The following is a 22,660-nucleotide window of genomic DNA, read 5'->3' as shown; positions in this document are numbered from 1 at the left end:
GATGGAAGTAGCCGCTAAGTTGTCGGGCGCTCGAATCTCCGCCCAGAAAGCCCGCTTGGTCGCCGACCAGATCCGCGGGAAGAAGGTGGGCGAAGCGCTCAACCTGTTGGCTTTCAGCAGTAAGAAAGCCGCCGAGATCATGAAGAAAGTGCTGGAGTCGGCCGTAGCCAACGCCGAGCATAACGAAGGCGCAGACGTTGATGACCTCAAGGTCAGCACCGTTTTCGTCAACGAAGGGCGTTCGCTGAAGCGAATCATGCCACGTGCCAAAGGCCGTGCTGATCGCATCGTCAAGCGGTCTTGCCATATCACTGTCAAGGTTGCTGACAAGTAACGGAGTCGAAGAGATGGGTCAGAAAGTACATCCCATTGGCATTCGCCTGGGAATCGTCAAGGAACACACCTCCGTCTGGTACGCAGACGGTCGGACTTATGCGGACTATTTGTTCGCTGATCTGAAGGTGCGTGAGTATCTCCAAGACAAACTAAAAAGCGCGTCCGTAAGCCGTATCGATATCCATCGTCCGGCTCAAACTGCACGTATCACCATCCACACCGCTCGTCCAGGTATCGTTATCGGGAAGAAAGGTGAAGATGTTGAGAAACTGCGTCAGGACCTGACCAAACAAATGGGTGTGCCTGTGCACATCAATATCGAAGAAATCCGCAAGCCGGAACTCGACGGTATGTTGGTTGCGCAGAGCGTAGCTCAGCAGCTGGAGCGTCGCGTAATGTTCCGTCGCGCTATGAAGCGCGCTGTACAAAACGCCATGCGCATTGGTGCCAAAGGCATCAAAATCCAAGTGAGCGGTCGTCTCGGCGGTGCTGAAATCGCACGTACTGAATGGTATCGCGAAGGTCGTGTGCCACTGCACACCCTGCGTGCCGACATCGACTATGCCAACTACGAAGCTCACACCACTTACGGTGTGATCGGTGTAAAGGTTTGGATCTTCAAAGGCGAAGTAATTGGTGGTCGCCAAGAAGAACTGAAACCACAAGCACCAGCGCCTCGTAAAAAAGCTGCTAAGTAAGGGGTACGCCAAATGTTGCAACCAAAGCGTACGAAGTTCCGCAAGCAGATGACAGGCCACAACCGTGGTCTGGCTCAGCGCGGTAGCAAAGTCAGCTTCGGCGAGTTCGCGCTGAAGTCTGTAGCTCGTGGTCGTCTCACCGCTCGTCAGATCGAGTCAGCGCGTCGTGCTCTGACCCGTCACGTTAAACGTGGCGGCAAGATCTGGATCCGTGTATTCCCGGACAAGCCTATTTCCAAAAAGCCACTCGAAGTTCGGATGGGTAAAGGTAAGGGTAGTGTGGAGTACTGGGTTGCCCAGATTCAGCCAGGCAAAGTCCTGTATGAAATCGAGGGTGTTTCTGAAGAGCTGGCGCGTGAGGCTTTTGCCCTGGCTGCTGCAAAGCTGCCGCTCGCCACCGCCTTTGTTAAACGGACGGTGATGTGATGAAAGCGAATGAACTTCGTGAAAAATCCGCACAGCAGCTGAACGAGCAACTGCTCGGCTTGCTGCGCGACCAGTTCAATCTGCGTATGCAGAAAGCAACTGGCCAGTTGGGGCAGTCTCATCTGCTCTCGCAAGTTAAGCGTGACATCGCTCGCGTGAAGACTGTGCTCAACCAGCAGGCAGGTAAGTAATCATGGCTGAAGCCGAAAAAACTGTCCGTACGCTGACTGGCCGTGTTGTCAGCGACAAGATGGACAAAACCATCACCGTTCTGATCGAGCGTCGCGTTAAGCACCCGATCTACGGTAAATACGTTAAGCGTTCGACTAAGCTGCACGCGCACGACGAAACCAATCAGTGCCACATCGGCGACAAAGTCACTATTCGTGAAACTCGTCCTTTGGCCAAGACTAAGTCTTGGGCGCTGGTTGATGTTCTCGAACGCGCTGTGGAAGTCTAAGGACTAGGGGTCGGAGAAATTATATGATTCAGACTCAATCCATGCTCGATGTGGCCGATAACTCTGGCGCTCGCCGTGTTATGTGCATCAAGGTGCTGGGTGGCTCCCATCGTCGTTACGCTGGTATCGGTGACATCATCAAAGTTACCGTCAAGGAAGCAATTCCTCGCGGTAAAGTGAAAAAAGGCCAAGTGATGACTGCTGTTGTAGTCCGCACTCGTCACGGCGTACGCCGTGCTGATGGCTCCATTATCCGCTTTGATGGCAACGCTGCTGTTCTTCTGAACAACAAGCAAGAGCCGATCGGCACCCGTATCTTTGGGCCAGTGACCCGTGAACTTCGTACTGAGAAGTTCATGAAGATCGTCTCGCTCGCCCCAGAAGTGCTGTAAGGAGATCCGACATGCAAAAGATTCGTCGTGACGACGAGATCATCGTGATCGCCGGCAAAGACAAAGGTAAGCGCGGTAAGGTGCTTAAGGTTCTCGCTAATAACCGTCTGGTAATTGGTGGTCTGAACCTGGTTAAGCGTCATACCAAGCCTAACCCGATGTCGGGCGTACAAGGCGGTATCGTCGAAAAAGAAGCTCCACTGGACGCTTCTAACGTCGCCATTTTCAACGGCGAAACCAACAAGGCTGACCGCGTTGGTTTCAAAGTAGAAGACGGCAAGAAAATTCGTGTCTTCAAGTCGACCCAAAAAGCGGTTGATGCTTGAACACTGCTAGGTAGAAGACCATGGCACGACTAAAAGAGATTTACTGGAAGGAAATCGCACCGAAGCTTAAGGAAGAACTTAAGCTTTCGAACGTGATGGAAGTTCCACGCGTTACCAAAATCACCCTGAACATGGGTCTGGGCGAAGCTGTCGGTGACAAAAAAGTCATCGAGCACGCTGTTGCCGACCTGGAAAAGATCACCGGTCAGAAAGTCGTTGTGACTTACGCTCGGAAATCCATCGCTGGCTTTAAAGTCCGTGAAGGTTGGCCGATCGGCGTCAAAGTGACTCTGCGCCGTGAGCGTATGTACGAATTCCTGGATCGTCTGCTGTCGATCTCCCTGCCTCGGGTTCGCGACTTCCGCGGCCTGAATGCCAAGTCCTTCGATGGTCGTGGTAACTACAGCATGGGCGTAAAAGAGCAGATCATCTTCCCGGAAATCGACTACGACAAGATCGATGCTCTCCGCGGTCTGGACATTACCCTGACCACCACTGCCAAGAACGATGATGAAGGTCGCGCGCTGCTGCGTGCTTTCAAATTCCCGTTCCGCAACTGATTGGAGTAGGAAAATGGCCAAGATGAGCATGAAAAACCGCGAGCTGAAGCGTCAGCTCACGGTTGCCAAGTACGCCAAAAAGCGTGCAGCACTGAAAGCTATCATCGTTGATCTGAACGCAAGTCCAGAAGCACGTTGGGAAGCTACAGTAGCTCTGCAGAAGCAGCCACGTGACGCAAGCGCCTCGCGCATGCGTAACCGCTGCCGCCTGACCGGTCGTCCACACGGCGTTTACCGCAAGTTCGGCCTCGGCCGTAACAAACTGCGTGAAGCTGCAATGCGTGGTGACGTACCTGGTCTGGTTAAAGCCAGCTGGTAAGCACTATCAAAGTCTCGGTGTTCGGGATCGCAAGATCCTGACCACCGGTGACCTTGAACTTGAATCAAGCCCCTTTTGGGGCTTGATTCATTTGTGGGGTGTGTCTAGAATACCCGGCTCGCCTGAGCCCGTGCTTTTTTCGCATGGATGAGCTCGGCGACAAGTAGTAGCCGCAAGGCTAATTTTTTTGTATTAGGAGCGTCTAGCCCATGAGTATGCAGGACCCGTTAGCGGACATGCTAACTCGAATCCGTAATGCCCAGATGGCTGAAAAGTCCGTCGTAAGCATGCCATCTTCTACTTTGAAGGTAGCTGTTGCCAAAGTCCTGAAGGACGAAGGTTACATTGCGGGTTATCAGATCAGCAGCGAAATCAAGCCACTGCTGTCCATCGAGCTGAAGTACTTCGAAGGCCGTCCGGTCATCGAGGAAGTGAAGCGCGTTAGCCGTCCAGGCCTGCGTCAGTACAAGTCCGTCGATGATCTGCCAAAAGTTCGTGGCGGTCTCGGTGTGTCTATCGTCTCCACCAACAAAGGTGTGATGACGGATCGTGCTGCGCGCGCTGCCGGTGTCGGCGGCGAAGTTCTTTGCACTGTGTTCTAAGGGGGGATAAGCATGTCACGCGTCGCTAAGAACCCCGTTAAGCTGCCAGCCGGTGTCGAAGTAAAATTCGCAGGCCAACAGCTTTCGGTGAAGGGTGCCAAGGGCACTCTCGAACTGAACATCCATTCGTCCGTTGAGATCGTTGAAGAAGCTGGTGAGCTGCGTTTCGCTGCTCGCAATGGCGATCAACAAACTCGCGCAATGGCTGGTACCACTCGTGCGTTGGTAAACAACATGGTCCAAGGCGTAAGCCAAGGCTTCGAGCGTAAGCTCCAGCTGGTCGGTGTTGGTTACAAAGCGCAAGCAAAAGGCACAGTGCTGAACCTGGCTCTTGGCTTCTCGCACCCAGTGGATTATGAACTGCCGGAAGGCATCACCGCTGAGACTCCTAGCCAGACCGATATCCTGATCAAGGGCATCGATAAGCAGCTGGTAGGTCAAGTGGCCGCCGAGATCCGCGACTTCCGTCCACCAGAGCCGTACAAAGGCAAAGGTGTGCGCTACGCGGACGAAGTCGTCCGTCGTAAAGAAGCCAAGAAGAAGTAGGGCATAGCAAATGACCGACAAAAAAGTTACTCGACTGCGTCGCGCTCGCAAAGCACGCCTGAAAATGCACGAACTCGAAGTCGTGCGTCTCTGCGTGTTCCGCTCGTCGCAGCACATCTACGCCCAGGTCATTTCGGCCGACGGCAACAAAGTCCTGGCATCTGCCTCGACTTTGGATAAAGAACTGCGTGATGGCGCCACTGGCAACATCGACGCGGCCACTAAGGTTGGCCAGCTGGTCGCTACGCGTGCAAAAGCCGCTGGCGTCTCGCAGGTGGCTTTCGACCGCTCTGGCTTCAAGTACCACGGCCGCGTCAAGGCGCTGGCTGATGCTGCTCGTGAAGCTGGGCTGGAGTTCTAAGTTATGTCAAATAACGACCAAAAGCGCGACGAAGGCTACATTGAGAAGCTGGTTCAAGTTAACCGCGTAGCCAAAACCGTTAAAGGCGGCCGTATCTTCACTTTCACCGCGTTGACCGTGGTAGGTGATGGTAAAGGGCGTGTTGGCTTCGGCCGTGGCAAGTCACGTGAAGTGCCTGCTGCGATCCAGAAGGCAATGGAAGCTGCTCGTCGCAACATGATCCAAGTTGATCTGAACGGCACCACTCTGCAGTACGCAATGAAGTCCGGTCACGGCGCTTCGAAGGTGTACATGCAGCCTGCTTCTGAAGGTACCGGTATCATCGCTGGCGGCGCTATGCGTGCTGTCCTCGAAGTTGCTGGCGTTCAGAACGTTCTGGCCAAGTGCTACGGCTCGACTAACCCGGTAAACGTGGTTCACGCCACTTTCAAAGGTTTGAAAGCTATGCAGTCTCCTGAATCCATTGCCGCCAAGCGTGGCAAAAGCGTCAAGGAGATCTTCTGATCATGGCTACCGTTAAAGTTACGCTGATCAAAAGCATGACCGGCCGCATCCCTAACCACAAACTGTGCGTTAAGGGTCTGGGTCTGCGTCGCATCGGTCACACTGTAGAAGTACTTGATACTCCCGAGAATCGCGGGATGATCAACAAGGCTTACTACATGCTGCGTGTCGAGGGTTAATCGATGAAACTCAATGATCTGAGTCCAGCGCCGGGTTCCCGTCGCGAAAAGCATCGTCCGGGCCGTGGTATCGGTAGTGGTTTGGGCAAGACCGGTGGCCGTGGCCACAAAGGTCAGTCCTCCCGCTCCGGTGGCACCATTGCTCCAGGCTTTGAAGGCGGTCAACAGCCGCTGCATCGTCGCCTGCCAAAGTTCGGTTTCGTTTCCCTGAAGGCCATGGACCGCGCAGAAGTGCGTCTGTCCGAGCTGGCTAAAGTGGAAGGCGACATCGTCACTGTGCAGTCCCTGAAAGATGCCAACGTGATCAACGTCAACGTACAGCGTGTGAAAATCATGCTGTCCGGCGAAGTTACTCGCGCTGTTACCATCGGAAAGGGAATCGGCGCCACCAAAGGTGCGCGTTCGGCTATCGAAGCAGCTGGCGGCAAGTTCGAGGAATAAATGGCTAAGCAAGGTGCTCTCTCTGCGCTCGGCAAAGGCGGTATGTCTGAACTCTGGGCTCGTCTGCGTTTTCTGTTCCTGGCGATTATCGTCTACCGAATAGGCGCACACATCCCGGTTCCAGGTATCAACCCGGACCGACTCGCGGACCTGTTTCGACAGAATGAGGGGACCATTCTTAGCTTGTTCAACATGTTTTCCGGCGGCGCGCTGGAGCGGATGAGTATCTTTGCACTGGGGATCATGCCGTACATTTCGGCATCGATCATCATGCAACTGATGACAGCCGTCAGCCCGCAGCTGGAGCAGTTGAAGAAGGAAGGTGAAGCTGGGCGTCGTAAGATTGCCCAGTACACCCGCTACGGCACTGTCGTCCTCGCTCTCGTTCAGGCAATTGGCATGTCCATTGGTCTGGCGGGGCAGGGCGTTGCGTTCACTGGTGACTTTGGCTTCCATTTCGTCGCGGTATCCACGTTTGTGGCTGGTGCGATGTTCATGATGTGGCTGGGTGAGCAGATTACTGAGCGTGGTGTTGGCAACGGTATCTCGATGTTGATTTTCGCAGGTATCGTCGCCGGTCTTCCGAGAGCGATCGGGCAGTCTTTCGAGTCTGCGCGTCAGGGTGATATCAACATTTTTGCCTTGGTTGCCATCGGTTTGCTGGCAGTAGCGATTATCGGTTTTGTGGTGTTCATTGAGCGTGGTCAGCGTCGTATTGCTGTTCATTACGCCAAGCGTCAGCAGGGTCGTAAGGTCTTTGCTGCGCAGACTAGCCACTTGCCGTTGAAGGTGAACATGGCCGGTGTTATTCCGGCCATTTTCGCGAGCAGCATTTTGCTGTTCCCGGCTTCGTTGGGTACCTGGTTCGGTCAGTCTGAAGGTATGGGCTGGCTGCAGGACATCTCGCAGTCGATCGCTCCTGGTCAGCCGTTGAATATTCTGCTGTTTAGTGCAGGGATTATTTTCTTCTGCTTCTTCTATACGGCGTTGATGTTCAATCCGAAAGACGTAGCGGAAAACCTGAAGAAGTCCGGTGCCTTTATTCCGGGCATCCGTCCAGGTGAGCAGTCTGCGCGCTACATTGATGGCGTTCTGACTCGTTTGACCCTGTTCGGTGCTCTATATATGACGGCCGTATGCCTGTTGCCCCAGTTCCTGGTGGTTGCAGCAAACGTTCCGTTCTACCTTGGCGGGACCTCGTTGCTGATCGTCGTCGTGGTTGTGATGGACTTCATGTCCCAAGTACAATCGCACCTCGTTTCGCACCAGTACGAATCCCTGATGAAGAAAGCCAACCTGAAGGGTTACGGCAGCGGCATGTTGCGCTGAGTACCCATAAGGTTCGAGGAGTTGGTGATGAAAGTTCGTGCATCGGTGAAAAAGCTGTGCCGCAACTGCAAGATTATTCGCCGCGAAGGTGTTGTTCGAGTAATTTGCAGCGCGGAACCGCGTCACAAACAGCGCCAAGGCTGAGTGTGATTGTGCTTCAAGCCCGGTAGCTAGTGCGCTACCGGGTTGATTATTTGTTATTACAGCGATATTATCTCGCGCCCTATTTCTTGGCTTCCGGGGCGTAGGTAGCTGTCAATTGGAGTCCCACTGAATGGCCCGTATTGCAGGCGTTAACATTCCAGATAACAAGCATACTGTTATCTCGCTGACCTACATCTATGGTGTTGGTCGCACTACTGCGCAGAAGATCTGTGCAGTGACTGGGGTAAACCCAGCCGCAAAGATCAAGGATCTGAGCGACGAGCAGATTGAACAGCTGCGTGGCGAAGTGGCGAAGTTCACCACTGAAGGTGACCTGCGTCGCGAAATCAACATGAAAATCAAGCGTTTGATGGACCTCGGTTGCTATCGCGGTCTGCGTCATCGTCGTGGTCTTCCAGTGCGCGGTCAGCGTACCAAGACTAACGCGCGTACCCGTAAAGGTCCGCGTAAGCCGATCCGCAAGTAATCGCCCCAGCGAATCGACAGGAAATTAATCATGGCTAAACCTGCTGCTCGTCCTCGTAAAAAAGTTAAAAAGACAGTGGTTGATGGCATCGCCCACATCCATGCATCTTTTAACAACACAATCGTGACCATCACCGACCGTCAAGGCAACGCTCTTTCCTGGGCTACCTCCGGTGGTTCGGGTTTCCGCGGTTCCCGCAAGTCCACCCCGTTTGCTGCTCAAGTAGCTGCTGAACGTGCTGGTCAAGCTGCGCTGGAATACGGTCTGAAAAACCTCGACGTTAACGTCAAAGGTCCAGGCCCAGGTCGTGAATCTGCAGTCCGCGCTTTGAACGGCTGTGGCTACAAGATCGCCAGCATCACCGACGTGACGCCAATCCCGCACAACGGGTGCCGTCCGCCGAAGAAGCGCCGCGTGTAATCCAGGAGATTGTAAAGAATGGCTCGTTACATTGGTCCAAAATGCAAACTCGCTCGTCGCGAAGGCACCGATCTCTTTCTGAAGAGCGGCGTGCGCGCGATCGAATCGAAGTGCAACATCGAAGCAGCACCTGGTATCCACGGCCAACGCCGCGGCCGCCAGTCCGATTACGGCACCCAACTGCGTGAAAAGCAGAAGGTCCGTCGTATCTACGGCGTTCTCGAGCGTCAATTCAGCGGCTACTACAAAGAAGCTGCTGGCAAGAAAGGTGCAACCGGTGAAAACCTGCTGCAACTGCTCGAATGCCGTCTGGACAACGTTGTATACCGTATGGGTTTTGGCTCTACTCGTGCCGAATCCCGTCAGCTGGTATCGCACAAATCCGTCAGCGTTAACGGTCAGACCGTAAACGTACCGTCCTACCAGGTTCGTGCTGGTGACGTGGTCGCGATTCGCGAGAAAGCAAAGAACCAACTTCGCATTGTCCAAGCTCTCGATCTGTGTGCCCAACGTGGCCGCGTAGAATGGGTAGAAGTAGACACTGAGAAGAAGTCGGGCGTTTTCAAGAACGTTCCTGCTCGCAGTGATCTGTCCGCCGACATCAACGAAAGCCTGATTGTCGAGCTCTACTCCAAGTAAGGGCTAGAAAATAGGTGCATCCATGCAGATTTCGGTAAATGAGTTCCTGACACCCCGCCATATTGATGTGCAGGTTGTCAGTCCAACCCGCGCCAAGATCACTCTCGAGCCTCTCGAGCGTGGTTTCGGCCACACCCTGGGCAACGCGCTGCGACGCATCCTGTTGTCCTCAATGCCCGGCTGTGCAGTAGTCGAGGCCGAGATTGACGGTGTGCTCCATGAGTACAGCGCCATCGAAGGCGTACAGGAAGACGTAATTGAAATCCTGTTGAACCTTAAAGGTCTGGCTATCAAGCTGCACGGTCGTGACGAAGTTACGCTGACCTTGTCGAAGAAGGGTTCGGGGGTGGTTACCGCTGCCGATATTCAGCTGGATCATGATGTCGAGATCGTTAACCCCGATCACGTAATCGCTAACCTGGCGTCTAACGGCGCCCTGAACATGAAGCTCACCGTAGCTCGTGGTCGTGGTTATGAACCGGCAGACTCGCGTCAGAGCGATGAAGACGAAAGCCGCAGCATCGGTCGCTTGCAGCTTGACTCTTCGTTCAGCCCGGTTCGCCGTATCGCATACGTGGTGGAAAACGCCCGTGTCGAGCAGCGTACTAACCTGGACAAGCTGGTTATTGATCTGGAAACCAACGGTACCCTGGATCCTGAAGAGGCTATCCGCCGCGCTGCAACCATTCTGCAACAGCAGCTGGCTGCGTTCGTCGACCTCAAAGGTGACAGTGAGCCAGTGGTTATCGAGCAGGAAGACGAGATCGATCCGATCCTGCTTCGCCCGGTTGACGATCTGGAACTGACTGTACGTTCGGCTAACTGCCTTAAGGCGGAAAACATCTACTACATCGGTGACCTGATTCAGCGTACCGAAGTAGAGCTGTTGAAGACTCCGAACCTTGGCAAGAAATCCTTGACTGAAATCAAGGACGTTCTGGCCTCCCGCGGTCTGTCCCTCGGCATGCGCCTCGACAACTGGCCGCCTGCAAGTCTTAAGAAGGACGACAAGGCGACTGCCTGATCGTCGTAATCACCGAACGTTGTGTTTGGTAAGGAATGAACCATGCGTCATCGTAAAAGTGGTCGTCACCTGAGCCGCACCAGCTCGCACCGCAAGGCCATGTTTCAAAACATGGCGGTGTCGCTGTTCGAGCACGAGCTGATCAAAACTACACTGCCAAAAGCTAAAGAACTGCGTCGCGTTGCTGAGCCGCTGATCACTTTGGCCAAGACAGACAGCCTGGCTAACCGCCGTCTGGCTTTCGACCGTACTCGTTCGAAAGCTATCGTTGGTAAGCTCTTCAACGACCTGGGCAAGCGTTACGCTACCCGTGAGGGTGGCTACCTGCGCATCCTCAAGTGCGGTTTCCGCACTGGCGACAACGCGCCTATGGCGTATGTCGAGTTGGTTGATCGTCCTGCCGGTGGTGAAGCTGTATCCGCTGAGTAAGACGTCAGTCTGAAACGAAGAACCGGGCCTAGTGCCCGGTTTTTTGTGCGCGCTCGAAAAGCATTGCCATCAATGCATGAATAGAAAGGTAATTAGTAATTTTCTATCGATAGTCGCAACGCAATGAATTTGTAGCTGTAACGTTCCTGATCAATACTCCCCCTCAGCCGATAGCCGGCAGTTAAAGACTGACAGAGGAAGAGATCGCATGAGTCAAAATAAAACGCTGACCACCGCCAGTGGCGCTCCTGTCGCCGACAACCAGAATTCCCGTTCCGCCGGCCCTCGTGGCCCGCTGCTGCTCGACGACTTTCACCTGATCGAAAAGCTTGCCCACTTCAATCGCGAGAACATCCCTGAGCGCCGTGTACACGCCAAGGGCTCGGGTGCTTACGGCACGTTTACTGTCACTCGCGACATCACCCCGTACACCAGCGCCAAACTGTTTGAATCGGTCGGCAAACAAACTCCGACGTTCCTGCGCTTTTCTACGGTTGGCGGCGAACGGGGTTCGGCCGATACCGAGCGCGATCCGCGTGGCTTTGCCCTGAAGTTCTACACCGAGGAAGGTAACTGGGACATCGTCGGCAACAACACGCCCGTGTTCTTCATCCGTGATCCGTTGAAATTTCCGGACTTTATCCACACCCAAAAGCGTCTGCCGCAGAGCAATCTGAAAAGCGCGCAGATGATGTGGGACTTCTGGTCGCACTCGCCTGAGGCGCTGCACCAGGTCACTATTCTGTTCTCCGACCGTGGCATTCCTGACGGCTATCGTCACATGCACGGCTTTGGTAGCCACACCTACAGCTTGATCAACGCCAATGGCGAGCGGCACTGGGTGAAGTGGCACTACAAGACTCAGCAAGGCATCAAAAACCTGGCGCCTGCAGAAGCGGCACGTTTGGCCGGTACCGATCCGGATTACGCGCAGCGTGACCTGTTCGGGGCGATTGAGCGCGGTGACTTCCCGAAATGGCGTGTGTGCATTCAGATCATGACCGAGGCTCAGGCCGCGGCGCACTATGAGAACCCGTTCGATGTGACCAAAACCTGGTCGCAGAAAGAGTTTCCGTTGATCGAAGTCGGCGAGCTGGAGCTCAATCGCAATCCGCAAAACTACTTTGCCGAAGTCGAGCAAGCGGCATTCGGCCCGAGCAACATGGTCCCGGGCGTTGGTCTTTCTCCGGACCGCATGCTCCAGGGCCGCGTGTTCGCTTATGCCGACGCGCACCGCTACCGCATTGGCACCAATCATCAGCAACTACCGGTGAATGCGCCCCGCAGCCCGGTGAATAGCTATCAGCGTGATGGTTCGATGGCATTCGGCAGCAATGGCGGTGCAGCACCTAACTATGAGCCGAACAGCTACGTCGATTCGCCGAAACAAGCGCCTCGCTACGCTGAGCCACCGTTGGCATTGAGCGGTGCCGCTGATCGTTACGATCATCGTGAAGACTCCGACTACTACAGCCATGCCGGTGCTCTGTTCCGACTCATGAGTGACGAGCAGAAAGCGCTGCTGACCAACAACATTGCCGGAGCCATGGCCGGCGTTTCCGGTGATGTGATTGATCGTCAATTGCAGCACTTCTTCAAGGCCGATCCGGCGTATGGAGAAGCAATTGCAAGGGCGTTGGGTGTACAGCTTAACGAAGTCTAAACGAGAAGCAGAACCGCCCTCATTTGGGCGGTTTTTGCGTTATTTGAACCACTTTTCTCAGAATATCTTCGCTTTTATCGCGTAAACGGAGTGACCAAACAGTCGCCTTGGTTCAAACTACAGACTTTCATGCAGGGAGATGTAGGGCGATGCAAGGGCACCCAGACGTAATCGATTACCTCAACACGTTGCTGACCGGCGAACTGGCGGCGCGTGATCAGTATTTCGTCCATTCGCGGATGTATGAGGACTGGGGTTTCACCAAGCTCTACGAACGCATCAACCACGAGATGGAAGAAGAGGCTGGGCACGCTGATGCCCTGATGCGTCGGATTCTGATGCTCGAAGGCACGCCGCGCATGCGTCCGGACGACCTTGATGTTGGCACCACTGTGCCGGACATGCTCGCCGCTGACCTGCGACTTGAATATAAAGTCCGCGCCGCGCTCTGCAAGGGCATCAAACTCTGCGAGCAACACCAGGACTATGTCAGCCGCGAGATGCTGCGGGTTCAATTGCATGACACTGAAGAAGACCACACCTACTGGCTTGAAAAGCAGATGGGTCTGATCAAGTTGATCGGTCTTGAGAACTACCTGCAATCTCACGCCTGATTGCTCCCTATACAAAAAAGCCCCTGTCACCGATGAAGTGACAGGGGCTTTTTCGTGGGCCCGATTCAGGCCTTGTCGCGAGCCAGCAGCGGCTTGAGGTAGAAGCCGGTGTGAGATTGCTTCATCTCGGACACTTCCTCCGGGGTACCAACCGCAATGATCTGGCCGCCCTTGGAGCCGCCTTCCGGCCCCAGGTCCACCAACCAGTCGGCGGTCTTGATCACGTCCAGGTTGTGCTCGATCACCACCACAGTGTTGCCGTGGTCGCGCAGTCGATGCAGTACGTCGAGCAATTGCTGAATATCCGCGAAGTGCAAGCCAGTGGTTGGTTCGTCGAGGATGTACAGCGTCTTGCCGGTATCGCGCTTGGACAGTTCACGGGAGAGCTTCACCCTTTGGGCTTCCCCGCCCGACAACGTCGTCGCCGATTGCCCCAGCTTGATGTAGGACAGACCTACGTCCATCAATGTCTGAAGCTTGCGCGCTAGCGCAGGAACCGCGTCAAAGAACACCCGCGCTTCCTCGATGGTCATCTCGAGGGTTTCGTGGATGCTCTTGCCCTTGTACTTGATTTCCAGAGTCTCGCGGTTGTAACGCTTGCTCTTGCAGACGTCGCACGGGACATAGATGTCCGGCAGGAAGTGCATTTCCACCTTGATCAGGCCATCGCCCTGACACGCTTCGCAGCGTCCGCCCTTCACGTTGAAGGAGAAGCGTCCCGGACCATAACCGCGTGAGCGTGATTCTGGTACGCCGGCGAACAGTTCGCGAATCGGCGTGAACAGCCCGGTGTAGGTCGCCGGATTGGAGCGCGGCGTTCGGCCGATAGGGCTCTGGTCGATATCGACGACCTTATCCAGATGCTCCAGTCCCTTGATGCTGTCGTGGGCGGCCGCCTCAAGCGTCGTTGCACCGTTGAGTGCCGTAGCGCTCAAGGGAAACAGCGTATTGTTGATCAGCGTCGATTTGCCCGAGCCGGACACACCGGTCACGCACGTCAACAGACCTATCGGAATGTCCAGGTCGACATTGCGCAAGTTGTTACCGCGAGCGCCCTTGAGCGACAGTGACAACTTCTTGTTGCGCGGTGTGCGTTTGGCTGGAACGGCAATCTTTACTCGGCCCGACAGGTACTTGCCGGTCAACGAATCAGGATGCGCCATCACTTCGGCCGGCGTCCCTTCGGCAACAATATGCCCACCGTGGACCCCCGCGCCCGGCCCGATGTCCACCACGTAGTCGGCCAGGCGAATAGCGTCTTCGTCATGCTCGACCACGATCACCGTGTTGCCGATGTCGCGCAGGTGCTTGAGTGTGCCGAGCAACCGATCGTTATCACGTTGATGCAGACCGATCGACGGCTCATCGAGGATGTACAGAACCCCCACCAGGCCGGCGCCAATCTGGCTGGCCAGGCGAATCCGCTGAGCTTCACCGCCGGACAACGTGTCGGCACTGCGATCCAGCGAAAGATAGTCGAGGCCTACGTTGACCAGGAACTGCAGGCGCTCGCGGATCTCCTTGAGAATCTTGTCGGCGATTTCACCGCGACGGCCCGTGAGCTTCAGTATGCCGAAATACTCGCAAGCATCGCCAATCGGCAGATTGGTCACCGCCGGCAGCGTCTTCTCGCCCACCCAGACGTGCCGCGCCTCACGACGCAAGCGCGTGCCACGGCAGTCCGGGCAGGGCTGGGTGCTGAGGAACTTGGCCAGCTCTTCACGCACTGAAGCCGACTCGGTTTCGCGATAGCGGCGTTCCAGGTTCGGCACGATGCCTTCGAACGGGTGCGAGCGTTTGACGATATCGCCGCGGTCGTTCAGGTATTTGAAGTCGACGTTTTGCGAACCGCTGCCATGCAGAATGAATTTCTGCTGATCCGCCGAAAGGTCGTTGAACGGCACTTCCAGGCTGAACTTGTAGTGCGAAGCCAGCGACCCGAGCATCTGGAAGTAATAGACGTTGCGCCTGTCCCAGCCGCGAATAGCGCCCTCGGCCAGCGTCAACTCGCCGTTCACCAGACGCTTGATGTCGAAGAACTGCTTGACCCCCAGGCCATCGCAGGTCGGGCAAGCGCCGGCGGGGTTGTTGAAGGAGAACAGCTTGGGTTCCAGCTCGCTGATCGCATGGCCGCAAATCGGGCAGGCGAAGCGCGCGGAGAAGATGATCTCTTCGCCGGGCTCGTCGTCCATCGGCGCGACCAGTGCGATCCCGTCCGCCAGTTTCAGCGCGGTTTCGAACGACTCGGCCAGGCGCTGCTGCAGATCGGCGCGGACCTTGAAGCGGTCGACTATTACATCAATCGAGTGCTTCTTTTGCTTATCCAGCTTCGGCAGCTCATCCAGTTCGCAGATCCTGCCGTTGACCCGGGCCCGGACAAAGCCCTGGGCGCGCAGTTCTTCGAAGACCGAAAGGTGTTCGCCTTTGCGCTCGCGAATCACCGGGGCCAGCAGCATCAGCTTGCTGCCCTCCGGTTGCGCGAGGACCAGGTCGACCATCTGGCTGACGGTTTGCGCTTCCAGCGGAATGTCGTGATCCGGGCAACGTGGAATACCCACACGTGCGTACAGCAGGCGCAGGTAGTCGTAGATTTCGGTGATGGTGCCGACCGTCGAGCGCGGGTTATGCGAGGTCGATTTCTGTTCGATGGAAATGGCTGGCGACAAACCTTCGATGGTGTCGACGTCAGGCTTTTCCATCATCGACAAAAACTGCCGGGCATAGGCCGACAGTGATTCGACATAGCGGCGTTGGCCTTCGGCATACAGCGTGTCAAACGCCAGGGACGATTTGCCGGATCCGGAAAGGCCGGTGATGACGATCAGTTTGTCCCGTGGCAGGGTCAGGTCGATGTTCTTCAGGTTGTGGGTTCGGGCCCCACGAATCAGGATCTTGTCCAAAGTGGCCTCGCTTGGCGGGCGTCGAAAACGTAGGAGTATACGGCCAAATACTGGATGGATGCACACTATCAAACGAGCGGAGTTGTGTCTTACATGAAGAGTCTGTCAGCGGAGCGCGTCAAAGCGTCGCGATATACCCCGTCAATCGATGGGACTGGTAGAATCGCCGCCGGTTCACATGAGGTTTTTCCATGCACGATCCCCACAGCGAACGCATGAGTGGCAGTGAGACCCGCGCAGCAAGCGGGCTGGCCCTGGTGTTCGCCTTCCGTATGCTTGGCATGTTCATGGTGTTGCCGGTACTGGCGACCTATGGGATGGATCTGGCAGGAGCGACCCCGGCCCTCATCGGACTGGCGATTGGCGCTTACGGCCTGACCCAGGCAATCTTTCAGATTCCTTTCGGCTTCATTTCCGACCGCATCGGCCGTCGTCCGGTGATTTACCTCGGGCTGATCATCTTCGCCCTCGGTAGCGTGCTGGCAGCCAATGCCGATTCGATCTGGGGCGTCATCGCCGGACGCATCCTGCAAGGCGCCGGGGCTATTTCCGCCGCAGTGATGGCGTTGCTTTCAGACCTGACCCGCGAGCAGCACCGGACCAAAGCCATGGCCATGATCGGCATGACGATTGGTCTGTCCTTCGCAGTGGCCATGGTTGTCGGGCCGCTGTTGACCCGCGCCTTCGGCCTGTCGGGGTTGTTCCTCGCCACGGGCGGCATGGCGCTGTTCGGCATCGTGATCGTCATGTTCATGGTGCCGCGTTCCACCGGACCGTTGCAGCACCGTGAGTCCGGCGTCGCCCGTTCGGCGCTGATGCCGACGCTAAAGCACCCGGACCTGCTGCGCCTGGACCTTGGCATTTTTGTGTTGCACGCGATGTTGATGTCGAGCTTCGTTGCATTGCCCCTGGCCCTGGTGGAAAAAGCCGGGCTGCCCAAAGAGCAGCACTGGTGGGTCTACCTCACCGCGCTGCTGATCTCCTTCTTCGCCATGATCCCGTTCATTATCTACGGCGAGAAGAAACGCAAAATGAAACGAGTTTTATTGGGCGCAGTGCTGACGCTGATGCTCACTGAGCTATTCTTCTGGCAGTTCGGCGACAGCCTGCGGGCTCTGGTGATCGGGACGGTGGTGTTCTTTACCGCTTTCAATTTGCTGGAAGCTTCGTTGCCATCGCTGATCAGCAAGGTTTCACCGGCGGGCGGCAAAGGTACGGCGATGGGGGTTTATTCCACCAGCCAGTTCCTCGGTTCGGCGCTGGGGGGGATCCTCGGCGGCTGGATGTTCCAGCACGGCGGTTTGTCGGTCGTATTCCTCGGATGCGCCGGCCTGGCTGCACTTTGGCTGGCCTTTGCTGTTACCATGCGTGAACCTCCCTACGTGACGAGTCTGCGCTTGCCGCTGTCGCCCGAGGCGATCCGCGAAGCGGGGTTGGTTGACCGCCTGAAGGCCGTCGTAGGGGTAACAGATGCGGTAATCGTTGCTGATGAAGCGGCGATTTACATCAAATTGGACACAGAACTATTGGATCGCACCACCCTTGAGCGCCTGGTGAACAACCCGGCCGGGGCAGCGTGCGTAGCCTAGGAGAACGTTATGGCCCGTGGGGTTAACAAAGTCATATTGGTCGGCACTTGCGGCCAGGATCCCGAAGTTCGCTACTTGCCTAACGGTAACGCCGTGACCAACCTGAGTCTGGCGACCAGCGAACAGTGGACCGACAAGCAAACCGGTCAGAAGGTCGAGAAGACTGAATGGCACCGTGTTTCGATGTTCGGCAAGGTGGCCGAGATCGCCGGTGAATACCTGCGTAAAGGTTCGCAGGTCTACATCGAAGGCAAGCTGCAGACCCGCGAGTGGGAAAAAGACGGTATCAAGCGTTACACCACCGAAATCGTGGTCGACATGCAAGGCACCATGCAACTGCTCGGCGGCCGTCCACAGCAGGGCGACCAACAAGGCGGGGGCAATAACTACCAGCAGTCCGCCCCGGCTCCACGCCAGCAGGCTCCGCGCCCGCAGCAGTCAGCACCGCAGCAGTCGCGTCAGGCTCCGCCTCCACAGCAGGCAGCGCCACAACCGGCTCCGGATTTCGACAGCTTTGATGACGATATCCCGTTCTGATCCGCAGTTTTTCAGAACCGTAGACAAAAAAAGCGAAGCCATATGGCTTCGCTTTTTTGTTGCCGCTGTTAACCGGCCAACGTGGTCACATTGGCCCGTGCCGAGTGCAGCTTCTTGTAGCTTTCGATCAACCGCAGGTGTCTGTCGAGCCCCTCCAGTTTGGTGCTGGTCGGCGTCAAACCATGGAAGCGTACACTGCCGTCCACCGAGCCGATCACTGCATCCATCCGTTCGTTACCAAACATCCGACGGAAATTGGCCTCGTAGTCTTCCAACTCCAGATCTTCGTCCAGCTTCATCTCCAGCACCGCGTTGACAGCTTGGTAGAACAAGCCGCGCTCGACCGTGTTGTCGTTGTACTGCAGAAACATCTCCACCGCCTCTTTGGCCTCTTCAAATTGCTGCAAGGCGAGATAAATCAGCAGTTTCAACTCCAGGATTGTCAGCTGACCCCAAACGGTATTGTCGTCAAACTCGATGCCGATCAGGGAGGTGATGTCGGTGTAGTCGTCCAGCTCACTTTCCACCAGGCGCTCAGCCAGCGCTTGCAGTTCTTCGTCGTCCAGGCGATGCAGGTTCAGGATATCGGCGCGGAAGAACAGCGCTTTGTTGGTGTTATCCCAAATCAGGTCGTCCACGGGATAGATTTCCGAATAGTCCGGGACCAGGATGCGGCATGCCGTCGCGCCGATATGCTCGTAGACCGCCATGTACACTTCCTTGCCCATGCCTTCGAGAATACCGAACAAGGTCGCGGCTTCCTCGGCATTCGAGTTTTCACCCTGGCCGGAGAAGTCCCACTCTACGAATTCGTAGTCCGACTTGGAACTGAAGAAGCGCCACGACACCACGCCGCTGGAATCGATGAAGTGCTCGACGAAGTTATTCGGCTCGGTCACCGCATGACCTTCAAACGTCGGCTGGGGCAAGTCGTTGAGGCCTTCGAAGCTTCGGCCCTGGAGCAATTCGGTCAGGCTGCGTTCCAGCGCCACTTCCAGGCTCGGGTGCGCGCCGAACGAGGCGAACACGCCGCCGGTACGCGGGTTCATCAACGTGACGCACATCACCGGGAATTCCCCCCCCAGGGACGCATCCTTCACCAATACGGGGAACCCTTGCTCTTCCAGCGCCTGTATACCGGCCTGTATTCCCGGGTACTTCGCCAGCACATCGGCGGGCACATCCGGCAGGGCAAATTCACCTTCGATGATTTCGCGTTTTACCGCGCGCTCGAAGATCTCCGACAGGCACTGCACCTGGGCTTCGGCCAGCGTGTTACCGGCACTCATGCCGTTGCTCAGGAACAGGTTTTCAATCAGGTTGGACGGGAAATACACCACTTCGCCGTCCGACTGGCGCACGTAGGGCAGCGCGCAGATGCCGCGTTCTTCATTGCCCGAGTTGGTGTCGATCAGGTGGGAACCGCGCAACTCGCCGTCGCGGTTGTAAATCTTCAGGCAGTGCGCGTCGAGTATTTCGCTCGGCAGTTCATCTTTACGGCCAGGCTTGAACCAACGTTCGTCCGGGTAATGCACAAACGGCGCGTTGGCGATCTCTTCGCCCCAGAACTGGTCGTTGTAGAAGAAGTTGCAGTTGAGTCGCTCGATAAACTCGCCCAACGCCGACGCCAGTGCGCCTTCCTTGGTTGCGCCCTTGCCGTTGGTAAAACACATCGGCGAGTGTGCATCGCGGATATGCAGCGACCATACGTTGGGCACGATATTGCGCCACGAGGCGATTTCAATCTTCATGCGCAGGTCCGCCAGAATGGCCGACATATTGGCGATGGTCTGCTCCAGTGGCAGATCCTTGCCCGCGATATAGGTGCTCGCCTCTGAGGTAGAAGCAGGCATCAGCAACGCCTGGGCATCGGCGTCGAGGTTTTCCACCTCTTCGATCACAAACTCAGGCCCGGCTTGCACCACTTTTTTCACGGTGCAACGGTCGATGGAACGCAGGATGCCCTGGCGGTCCTTGTCGGAGATGTCCGCAGGCAACTCGACCTGGATCTTGAAAATCTGGTTGTAGCGGTTTTCCGGGTCAACAATGTTGTTCTGCGACAGGCGGATGTTTTCGGTGGGAATACTGCGAGTGTCGCAGTACAACTTCACGAAATACGCCGCACATAACGCCGACGACGCCAGGAAGTAGTCGAACGGACCCGGCGCCGAGCCATCGCCCTTGTAGCGGATAGGTTGATCGGCCACCACCGTGAAGTCGTCGAACTTGGCTTCAAGTCGAAGGTTGTCGAGAAAGTTGACCTTGATTTCCATGGGGGATTACCAGAATAACGGCTAAACGAATGGCCGCCATTATCCGGCATTTCAGCCATAAGTCTTGCGGGCGTCTGTCGATATGTCCTCACCGGGCCTTTTTAGTGGGCGATGGAGCGGTCAGTCGAGTATCAGATGCGGCAAGAACCGGCTCGAATCCTTGGTGATCAAGCTGTTGTCCTCACGTACACCGATCCCCGCCGCCTGATCGCCGACTACCCAGGAGCCAATCAACGTAAAGCTGTCGCCGAACTGCGGAAGCGGCGCGAACTCCTGAAGGATAAACGGCGCATCGGTGTAGGGGCCGTCCTCTTTCACGATCAGGCCGTCAGCAGTTTGCAGCTCGATATTGGCACCTTCCCGGGAGAAGAACGGCTTGCGCACCCAGCCTTTTGGTACGGCTTTGCCCGGCTCGGTATCCAGGTGCGCCGCGAGCAGGTTCGGGTGACCTTTGTTGAATTCCCACAACAGCGGCAGGATGCCTTTGTTGGAGATGATGGATTTCCAGGCCGGTTCGAAAAATTGCGTATCACTCTGGGCAATCGCTGCACCGAAGGGCTCGTGGAAGATGAACTCCCAGGCGTGCAGCTTGAACAGGTGAGGGATCCAGCGATCTTCGAGGTCGACGAAACGTCCGTCACTGGTCAGGCCGATGTCTTCGATATCGATGTGGCGTGATTCGATGCCGACCTTTTCCGCCACCAGCCGCAGGTAGTCGGTGGTGCCCTTGTCTTCGACCGAGTCTTTCATCGAGGCAAAATAGAAGGGTTGCTTGAGCTGCAATTGAGCGAAGGCCTGATGCAGTTTTGTGTCGATGCTGTTGAACTGGTCGGCATGCTTGGGCAGCAAGCCGCGTTCGATGCATTGCTCCAGCCAGCCCCACTGAAACGCCGCCGCCTCATACAGACTGGTCGGCGTGTCGTAATTGAGTTCCAGCAACTTGGCGGGCCCGGTGCCGTTGTAGGAGAAATCCATGCGCCCGTACAGGTGCGGGTGACCTTCGAGCCATGAGGTGCGCACCATGTCGAAGAATGGCGCGGGAATGCTCAGGCGCTCCAGCAACTCCTCGCTCTGAACCACGCGGGCCACCAGGTCCATGCACATCCCATGGATCTCGGTGGTCGGGTCTTCGAGATCGTTCTCGATCTGCTTGAGCGAGAACTGGTAATACGCGCTCTCATCCCAGTAGGGTTCGTTGTCGATGGTGTGGAACAGAAAGCCGAGATTCTCGGCGGTCTGTTTCCAGTCAGGACGCTCTGCGCAATGGATCTTCTTCATGGCCCGGTTTCCTTAACTGCTCGATCCGCCGCCGCCCCAGCCGCTGCGTGCGCTGGCCTTGCTGCCGAAGCCGCCACGGGAGGTGGACGAGGCAACGGAGACCGGCTTGCTGGTAGAAGAGCGAACCGAGTCGGCGTAGTTGCTGCTGCCGTACCTTGCCTGATTGGACTTGGTGAACGTCGAGCCCTTGGCAATCCGCTGGCTGAGCGTCGAGTTCGAGTAGCTGCCGCGGTCATCGCGATAGCGGTACACCGGCTCGGAGTAGTAACTGTTGCGGTTGCTGCTCAGCATGTTGCCGATCAGCAGGCCGGTCAGCAGGCTGCTGGTGGAGAAGCCCGAGCCACCCGTGTTTGCCGCTTCCGAGGCGGGTAATTGAGCCTTGGCCGCGTCCACCTGGGATTGCGTCACCTGGCCATCAGCGGTCAGTTCGAAGCCGCCAAGCTTGGGGATGAACTTGCCGGCGGAATCCTGTTGGCACCAGTCGGCGACGAAGTCGGCATCGCAATCGGCCTGGCTGTCGTACACCGGCGCAATGCGGCGATGCTCGGCCATGGCCGTCATGTAGGCGTCCGAGCACACGTCCACCGGGAGCTTTTCATCGGCACACTGCTGAACGGACTGGAAGTTGTACTTCTTCTGCACCGCGTAGGTTTTTTCCGTCGGCCCGCAGCCTGATATCGCCATGGCGACCGACGCTGCCAGCGAAAGCTGAACGTACTTGCTTCGTTTCATCGGGATCTCCGGGCGCAATCAGTTCTGGGAAGGAGTCATGCACGCGGCGTTCAACATGCCGACGCTGATGGCCACGGCTGCCACGTAGATGCCCGCCGCGATTTCACCTTTCTTGATGCGCTCGGAGGTGCCTTTGAGCACCAGGCTGGTGACCAGAAATGCCAGCAATTGAACGAGGGCTGCGATGACTGCCCAGACCACGAAGTCGAGGATGCTGATCGAGTACGCAATCACGTTGCTCGCCGGAATGGCGAAACCGATGATGGCCCCGCCGAGGGCGATCGCAGCGGCTACGTTGCCGGAACGGATCAGTTCGAATTCCTTGTGCGGGGTGATGCGGGTGTAGATGAACTGGAACAGTGCGAACAATACCGCGGCGCCGAGGATGTACGAAACAAACCCGAACACGGCGGCTTTGTTCAAGGAGATAGAGAGTGCTTCTAGCATGGACT

Annotated in this window: 31 protein-coding genes; 26 read left to right on the top strand and 5 right to left on the bottom strand. The window is 56.4% G+C overall.

Annotated elements, in window-relative coordinates; translation table 11 throughout:
• Window position 1: 1 nt before the first annotated feature.
• The 24 genes from rplV to bfr all read left to right on the top strand — a co-directional run bounded on the left by rplV (window position 2) and on the right by bfr (window position 12,899).
• Window positions 2-334 (top strand): 50S ribosomal protein L22, encoded by a 333-nt coding sequence (gene rplV / locus JIO00_RS26380; protein ID WP_003103908.1) that lies wholly within the window; start codon window positions 2-4, stop codon window positions 332-334.
• Window positions 335-347: 13 nt separating this feature from the next.
• The gene (rpsC, locus tag JIO00_RS26375) at window positions 348-1,034 is read left to right on the top strand and encodes a 30S ribosomal protein S3 (RefSeq protein WP_003176422.1); all 687 of its coding nucleotides are present in this window, start codon (window positions 348-350) and stop codon (window positions 1,032-1,034) included.
• 12 nt (window positions 1,035-1,046) lie between these two features.
• Window positions 1,047-1,460: a 50S ribosomal protein L16 gene (gene rplP, locus JIO00_RS26370; protein ID WP_007896757.1), complete on the top strand. Its 414-nt coding sequence runs from the start codon at window positions 1,047-1,049 to the stop codon at window positions 1,458-1,460.
• Window positions 1,460-1,651 (top strand): 50S ribosomal protein L29, encoded by a 192-nt coding sequence (gene rpmC / locus JIO00_RS26365; RefSeq protein ID WP_002555481.1) that lies wholly within the window; start codon window positions 1,460-1,462, stop codon window positions 1,649-1,651. The genes rplP and rpmC overlap by 1 nt, the downstream gene beginning before the upstream one ends.
• A gap of 2 nt (window positions 1,652-1,653) precedes the next feature.
• Window positions 1,654-1,920 carry a 30S ribosomal protein S17 gene (rpsQ, locus tag JIO00_RS26360; RefSeq protein ID WP_003176419.1) on the top strand — a complete coding sequence of 89 codons (267 nt, stop codon included), beginning with the start codon at window positions 1,654-1,656 and terminating at the stop codon, window positions 1,918-1,920.
• A 23-nt stretch (window positions 1,921-1,943) separates the two neighbouring features.
• Entirely contained in the window at window positions 1,944-2,312 is a 369-nt protein-coding gene (rplN, locus tag JIO00_RS26355) for a 50S ribosomal protein L14 (protein WP_002555479.1), read from the top strand.
• An 11-nt stretch (window positions 2,313-2,323) separates the two neighbouring features.
• Window positions 2,324-2,638 (top strand): 50S ribosomal protein L24, encoded by a 315-nt coding sequence (rplX, locus tag JIO00_RS26350; RefSeq protein WP_003176416.1) that lies wholly within the window; start codon window positions 2,324-2,326, stop codon window positions 2,636-2,638.
• Window positions 2,639-2,658: 20 nt separating this feature from the next.
• Window positions 2,659-3,198 (top strand): 50S ribosomal protein L5, encoded by a 540-nt coding sequence (rplE, locus tag JIO00_RS26345; RefSeq protein WP_003176415.1) that lies wholly within the window; start codon window positions 2,659-2,661, stop codon window positions 3,196-3,198.
• A 13-nt stretch (window positions 3,199-3,211) separates the two neighbouring features.
• On the top strand, window positions 3,212-3,517 hold the full coding sequence (rpsN, locus tag JIO00_RS26340; RefSeq protein WP_003176414.1) for a 30S ribosomal protein S14: 306 nt from the start codon (window positions 3,212-3,214) through the stop codon (window positions 3,515-3,517).
• 209 nt (window positions 3,518-3,726) lie between these two features.
• Window positions 3,727-4,119, top strand: coding sequence for a 30S ribosomal protein S8 (gene rpsH, locus JIO00_RS26335; protein ID WP_003186040.1), 393 nt, complete (start codon window positions 3,727-3,729; stop codon window positions 4,117-4,119).
• Window positions 4,120-4,131: 12 nt separating this feature from the next.
• The gene (gene rplF / locus JIO00_RS26330; protein ID WP_003176412.1) at window positions 4,132-4,665 is read left to right on the top strand and encodes a 50S ribosomal protein L6; all 534 of its coding nucleotides are present in this window, start codon (window positions 4,132-4,134) and stop codon (window positions 4,663-4,665) included.
• A 10-nt stretch (window positions 4,666-4,675) separates the two neighbouring features.
• Window positions 4,676-5,026 (top strand): 50S ribosomal protein L18, encoded by a 351-nt coding sequence (gene rplR, locus JIO00_RS26325; protein WP_003186037.1) that lies wholly within the window; start codon window positions 4,676-4,678, stop codon window positions 5,024-5,026.
• Window positions 5,027-5,029: 3 nt separating this feature from the next.
• A complete protein-coding gene (rpsE, locus tag JIO00_RS26320) occupies window positions 5,030-5,530 on the top strand; it encodes a 30S ribosomal protein S5 (RefSeq protein WP_007943782.1) in 501 nt (166 codons plus the stop codon).
• A gap of 2 nt (window positions 5,531-5,532) precedes the next feature.
• Window positions 5,533-5,709, top strand: coding sequence for a 50S ribosomal protein L30 (gene rpmD / locus JIO00_RS26315; RefSeq protein WP_003186033.1), 177 nt, complete (start codon window positions 5,533-5,535; stop codon window positions 5,707-5,709).
• Window positions 5,710-5,712: 3 nt separating this feature from the next.
• The gene (rplO, locus tag JIO00_RS26310) at window positions 5,713-6,150 is read left to right on the top strand and encodes a 50S ribosomal protein L15 (protein WP_010467269.1); all 438 of its coding nucleotides are present in this window, start codon (window positions 5,713-5,715) and stop codon (window positions 6,148-6,150) included.
• Complete coding sequence (secY, locus tag JIO00_RS26305) at window positions 6,151-7,479, top strand: preprotein translocase subunit SecY (protein WP_007896784.1); 1,329 nt, start codon at window positions 6,151-6,153, stop codon at window positions 7,477-7,479.
• Window positions 7,480-7,506: 27 nt separating this feature from the next.
• Window positions 7,507-7,623, top strand: a complete 117-nt coding sequence (gene rpmJ, locus JIO00_RS26300) for a 50S ribosomal protein L36 (RefSeq protein ID WP_002555468.1) — start codon at window positions 7,507-7,509, stop codon at window positions 7,621-7,623.
• Between the two features lie 130 nt (window positions 7,624-7,753).
• Complete coding sequence (rpsM, locus tag JIO00_RS26295) at window positions 7,754-8,110, top strand: 30S ribosomal protein S13 (RefSeq protein ID WP_003186020.1); 357 nt, start codon at window positions 7,754-7,756, stop codon at window positions 8,108-8,110.
• Window positions 8,111-8,140: 30 nt separating this feature from the next.
• The gene (gene rpsK, locus JIO00_RS26290; protein WP_002555466.1) at window positions 8,141-8,530 is read left to right on the top strand and encodes a 30S ribosomal protein S11; all 390 of its coding nucleotides are present in this window, start codon (window positions 8,141-8,143) and stop codon (window positions 8,528-8,530) included.
• Between the two features lie 18 nt (window positions 8,531-8,548).
• Window positions 8,549-9,169 (top strand): 30S ribosomal protein S4, encoded by a 621-nt coding sequence (gene rpsD / locus JIO00_RS26285; protein WP_003210056.1) that lies wholly within the window; start codon window positions 8,549-8,551, stop codon window positions 9,167-9,169.
• Window positions 9,170-9,191: 22 nt separating this feature from the next.
• Window positions 9,192-10,193 (top strand): DNA-directed RNA polymerase subunit alpha, encoded by a 1,002-nt coding sequence (locus JIO00_RS26280; protein WP_003176403.1) that lies wholly within the window; start codon window positions 9,192-9,194, stop codon window positions 10,191-10,193.
• Window positions 10,194-10,235: 42 nt separating this feature from the next.
• Window positions 10,236-10,622 carry a 50S ribosomal protein L17 gene (gene rplQ, locus JIO00_RS26275; protein ID WP_008145500.1) on the top strand — a complete coding sequence of 129 codons (387 nt, stop codon included), beginning with the start codon at window positions 10,236-10,238 and terminating at the stop codon, window positions 10,620-10,622.
• A 208-nt stretch (window positions 10,623-10,830) separates the two neighbouring features.
• Window positions 10,831-12,285, top strand: coding sequence for a catalase (locus JIO00_RS26270; RefSeq protein WP_010467275.1), 1,455 nt, complete (start codon window positions 10,831-10,833; stop codon window positions 12,283-12,285).
• Between the two features lie 149 nt (window positions 12,286-12,434).
• Window positions 12,435-12,899: a bacterioferritin gene (bfr, locus tag JIO00_RS26265; protein ID WP_010467276.1), complete on the top strand. Its 465-nt coding sequence runs from the start codon at window positions 12,435-12,437 to the stop codon at window positions 12,897-12,899.
• A 65-nt stretch (window positions 12,900-12,964) separates the two neighbouring features.
• Here bfr and uvrA read toward each other — a convergent pair whose 3' ends face one another.
• The gene (uvrA, locus tag JIO00_RS26260) at window positions 12,965-15,799 is read right to left on the bottom strand and encodes an excinuclease ABC subunit UvrA (protein ID WP_010467278.1); all 2,835 of its coding nucleotides are present in this window, start codon (window positions 15,797-15,799) and stop codon (window positions 12,965-12,967) included.
• A 191-nt stretch (window positions 15,800-15,990) separates the two neighbouring features.
• Here uvrA and JIO00_RS26255 point away from each other — a divergent pair, with 191 nt between their 5' ends.
• Both JIO00_RS26255 and JIO00_RS26250 read left to right on the top strand, forming a co-directional pair.
• Window positions 15,991-17,388, top strand: coding sequence for an MFS transporter (locus tag JIO00_RS26255; RefSeq protein ID WP_083375648.1), 1,398 nt, complete (start codon window positions 15,991-15,993; stop codon window positions 17,386-17,388).
• A 9-nt stretch (window positions 17,389-17,397) separates the two neighbouring features.
• Window positions 17,398-17,925, top strand: coding sequence for a single-stranded DNA-binding protein (locus JIO00_RS26250; RefSeq protein ID WP_010467282.1), 528 nt, complete (start codon window positions 17,398-17,400; stop codon window positions 17,923-17,925).
• 68 nt (window positions 17,926-17,993) lie between these two features.
• Here JIO00_RS26250 and JIO00_RS26245 read toward each other — a convergent pair whose 3' ends face one another.
• The 4 genes from JIO00_RS26245 to JIO00_RS26230 all read right to left on the bottom strand — a co-directional run bounded on the left by JIO00_RS26245 (window position 17,994) and on the right by JIO00_RS26230 (window position 22,655).
• Window positions 17,994-20,198: an OsmC domain/YcaO domain-containing protein gene (locus JIO00_RS26245; protein WP_200667141.1), complete on the bottom strand. Its 2,205-nt coding sequence runs from the start codon at window positions 20,196-20,198 to the stop codon at window positions 17,994-17,996.
• A gap of 120 nt (window positions 20,199-20,318) precedes the next feature.
• Window positions 20,319-21,476 carry a glutathionylspermidine synthase family protein gene (locus tag JIO00_RS26240; protein ID WP_200667139.1) on the bottom strand — a complete coding sequence of 386 codons (1,158 nt, stop codon included), beginning with the start codon at window positions 21,474-21,476 and terminating at the stop codon, window positions 20,319-20,321.
• 12 nt (window positions 21,477-21,488) lie between these two features.
• Window positions 21,489-22,208 (bottom strand): DUF1190 domain-containing protein, encoded by a 720-nt coding sequence (locus JIO00_RS26235; RefSeq protein ID WP_010467288.1) that lies wholly within the window; start codon window positions 22,206-22,208, stop codon window positions 21,489-21,491.
• 18 nt (window positions 22,209-22,226) lie between these two features.
• Complete coding sequence (locus JIO00_RS26230; RefSeq protein ID WP_010467290.1) at window positions 22,227-22,655, bottom strand: DUF350 domain-containing protein; 429 nt, start codon at window positions 22,653-22,655, stop codon at window positions 22,227-22,229.
• Between the last annotated feature and the right edge of the window lie 5 nt (window positions 22,656-22,660).

Origin of the sequence: Pseudomonas sp. SW-3 (assembly GCF_016615645.1) — a bacterium.
Lineage (GTDB): Bacteria > Pseudomonadota > Gammaproteobacteria > Pseudomonadales > Pseudomonadaceae > Aquipseudomonas > Aquipseudomonas mandelii.
This window is presented reverse-complemented; position numbering and strand designations above follow the sequence as displayed.

Bases quoted from the DNA above. Each gene is read 5' to 3' on its own strand.
- rplO (WP_010467269.1), top strand. From the start codon at position 5,713: ATGAAACTCAATGATCTGAGTCCAGCGCCGGGTTCCCGTCGCGAAAAG.
- rplR (WP_003186037.1), top strand. From the start codon at position 4,676: ATGACCGACAAAAAAGTTACTCGACTGCGTCGCGCTCGCAAAGCACGC.
- rpsQ (WP_003176419.1), top strand. From the start codon at position 1,654: ATGGCTGAAGCCGAAAAAACTGTCCGTACGCTGACTGGCCGTGTTGTC.
- rplQ (WP_008145500.1), top strand. From the start codon at position 10,236: ATGCGTCATCGTAAAAGTGGTCGTCACCTGAGCCGCACCAGCTCGCAC.
- rplF (WP_003176412.1), top strand. From the start codon at position 4,132: ATGTCACGCGTCGCTAAGAACCCCGTTAAGCTGCCAGCCGGTGTCGAA.
- secY (WP_007896784.1), top strand. From the start codon at position 6,151: ATGGCTAAGCAAGGTGCTCTCTCTGCGCTCGGCAAAGGCGGTATGTCT.
- rpsH (WP_003186040.1), top strand. From the start codon at position 3,727: ATGAGTATGCAGGACCCGTTAGCGGACATGCTAACTCGAATCCGTAAT.
- JIO00_RS26230 (WP_010467290.1), bottom strand. From the start codon at position 22,655: ATGCTAGAAGCACTCTCTATCTCCTTGAACAAAGCCGCCGTGTTCGGG.
- JIO00_RS26255 (WP_083375648.1), top strand. From the start codon at position 15,991: ATGCACGATCCCCACAGCGAACGCATGAGTGGCAGTGAGACCCGCGCA.
- rpsC (WP_003176422.1), top strand. From the start codon at position 348: ATGGGTCAGAAAGTACATCCCATTGGCATTCGCCTGGGAATCGTCAAG.
- JIO00_RS26270 (WP_010467275.1), top strand. From the start codon at position 10,831: ATGAGTCAAAATAAAACGCTGACCACCGCCAGTGGCGCTCCTGTCGCC.
- rpmC (WP_002555481.1), top strand. From the start codon at position 1,460: ATGAAAGCGAATGAACTTCGTGAAAAATCCGCACAGCAGCTGAACGAG.
- rpmD (WP_003186033.1), top strand. From the start codon at position 5,533: ATGGCTACCGTTAAAGTTACGCTGATCAAAAGCATGACCGGCCGCATC.
- rplX (WP_003176416.1), top strand. From the start codon at position 2,324: ATGCAAAAGATTCGTCGTGACGACGAGATCATCGTGATCGCCGGCAAA.
- rpsM (WP_003186020.1), top strand. From the start codon at position 7,754: ATGGCCCGTATTGCAGGCGTTAACATTCCAGATAACAAGCATACTGTT.
- JIO00_RS26245 (WP_200667141.1), bottom strand. From the start codon at position 20,198: ATGGAAATCAAGGTCAACTTTCTCGACAACCTTCGACTTGAAGCCAAG.
- JIO00_RS26250 (WP_010467282.1), top strand. From the start codon at position 17,398: ATGGCCCGTGGGGTTAACAAAGTCATATTGGTCGGCACTTGCGGCCAG.
- rplP (WP_007896757.1), top strand. From the start codon at position 1,047: ATGTTGCAACCAAAGCGTACGAAGTTCCGCAAGCAGATGACAGGCCAC.
- rplN (WP_002555479.1), top strand. From the start codon at position 1,944: ATGATTCAGACTCAATCCATGCTCGATGTGGCCGATAACTCTGGCGCT.
- rpsE (WP_007943782.1), top strand. From the start codon at position 5,030: ATGTCAAATAACGACCAAAAGCGCGACGAAGGCTACATTGAGAAGCTG.
- rpsD (WP_003210056.1), top strand. From the start codon at position 8,549: ATGGCTCGTTACATTGGTCCAAAATGCAAACTCGCTCGTCGCGAAGGC.
- bfr (WP_010467276.1), top strand. From the start codon at position 12,435: ATGCAAGGGCACCCAGACGTAATCGATTACCTCAACACGTTGCTGACC.
- JIO00_RS26240 (WP_200667139.1), bottom strand. From the start codon at position 21,476: ATGAAGAAGATCCATTGCGCAGAGCGTCCTGACTGGAAACAGACCGCC.
- rpmJ (WP_002555468.1), top strand. From the start codon at position 7,507: ATGAAAGTTCGTGCATCGGTGAAAAAGCTGTGCCGCAACTGCAAGATT.
- JIO00_RS26280 (WP_003176403.1), top strand. From the start codon at position 9,192: ATGCAGATTTCGGTAAATGAGTTCCTGACACCCCGCCATATTGATGTG.
- rplE (WP_003176415.1), top strand. From the start codon at position 2,659: ATGGCACGACTAAAAGAGATTTACTGGAAGGAAATCGCACCGAAGCTT.
- rplV (WP_003103908.1), top strand. From the start codon at position 2: ATGGAAGTAGCCGCTAAGTTGTCGGGCGCTCGAATCTCCGCCCAGAAA.
- JIO00_RS26235 (WP_010467288.1), bottom strand. From the start codon at position 22,208: ATGAAACGAAGCAAGTACGTTCAGCTTTCGCTGGCAGCGTCGGTCGCC.
- rpsK (WP_002555466.1), top strand. From the start codon at position 8,141: ATGGCTAAACCTGCTGCTCGTCCTCGTAAAAAAGTTAAAAAGACAGTG.
- rpsN (WP_003176414.1), top strand. From the start codon at position 3,212: ATGGCCAAGATGAGCATGAAAAACCGCGAGCTGAAGCGTCAGCTCACG.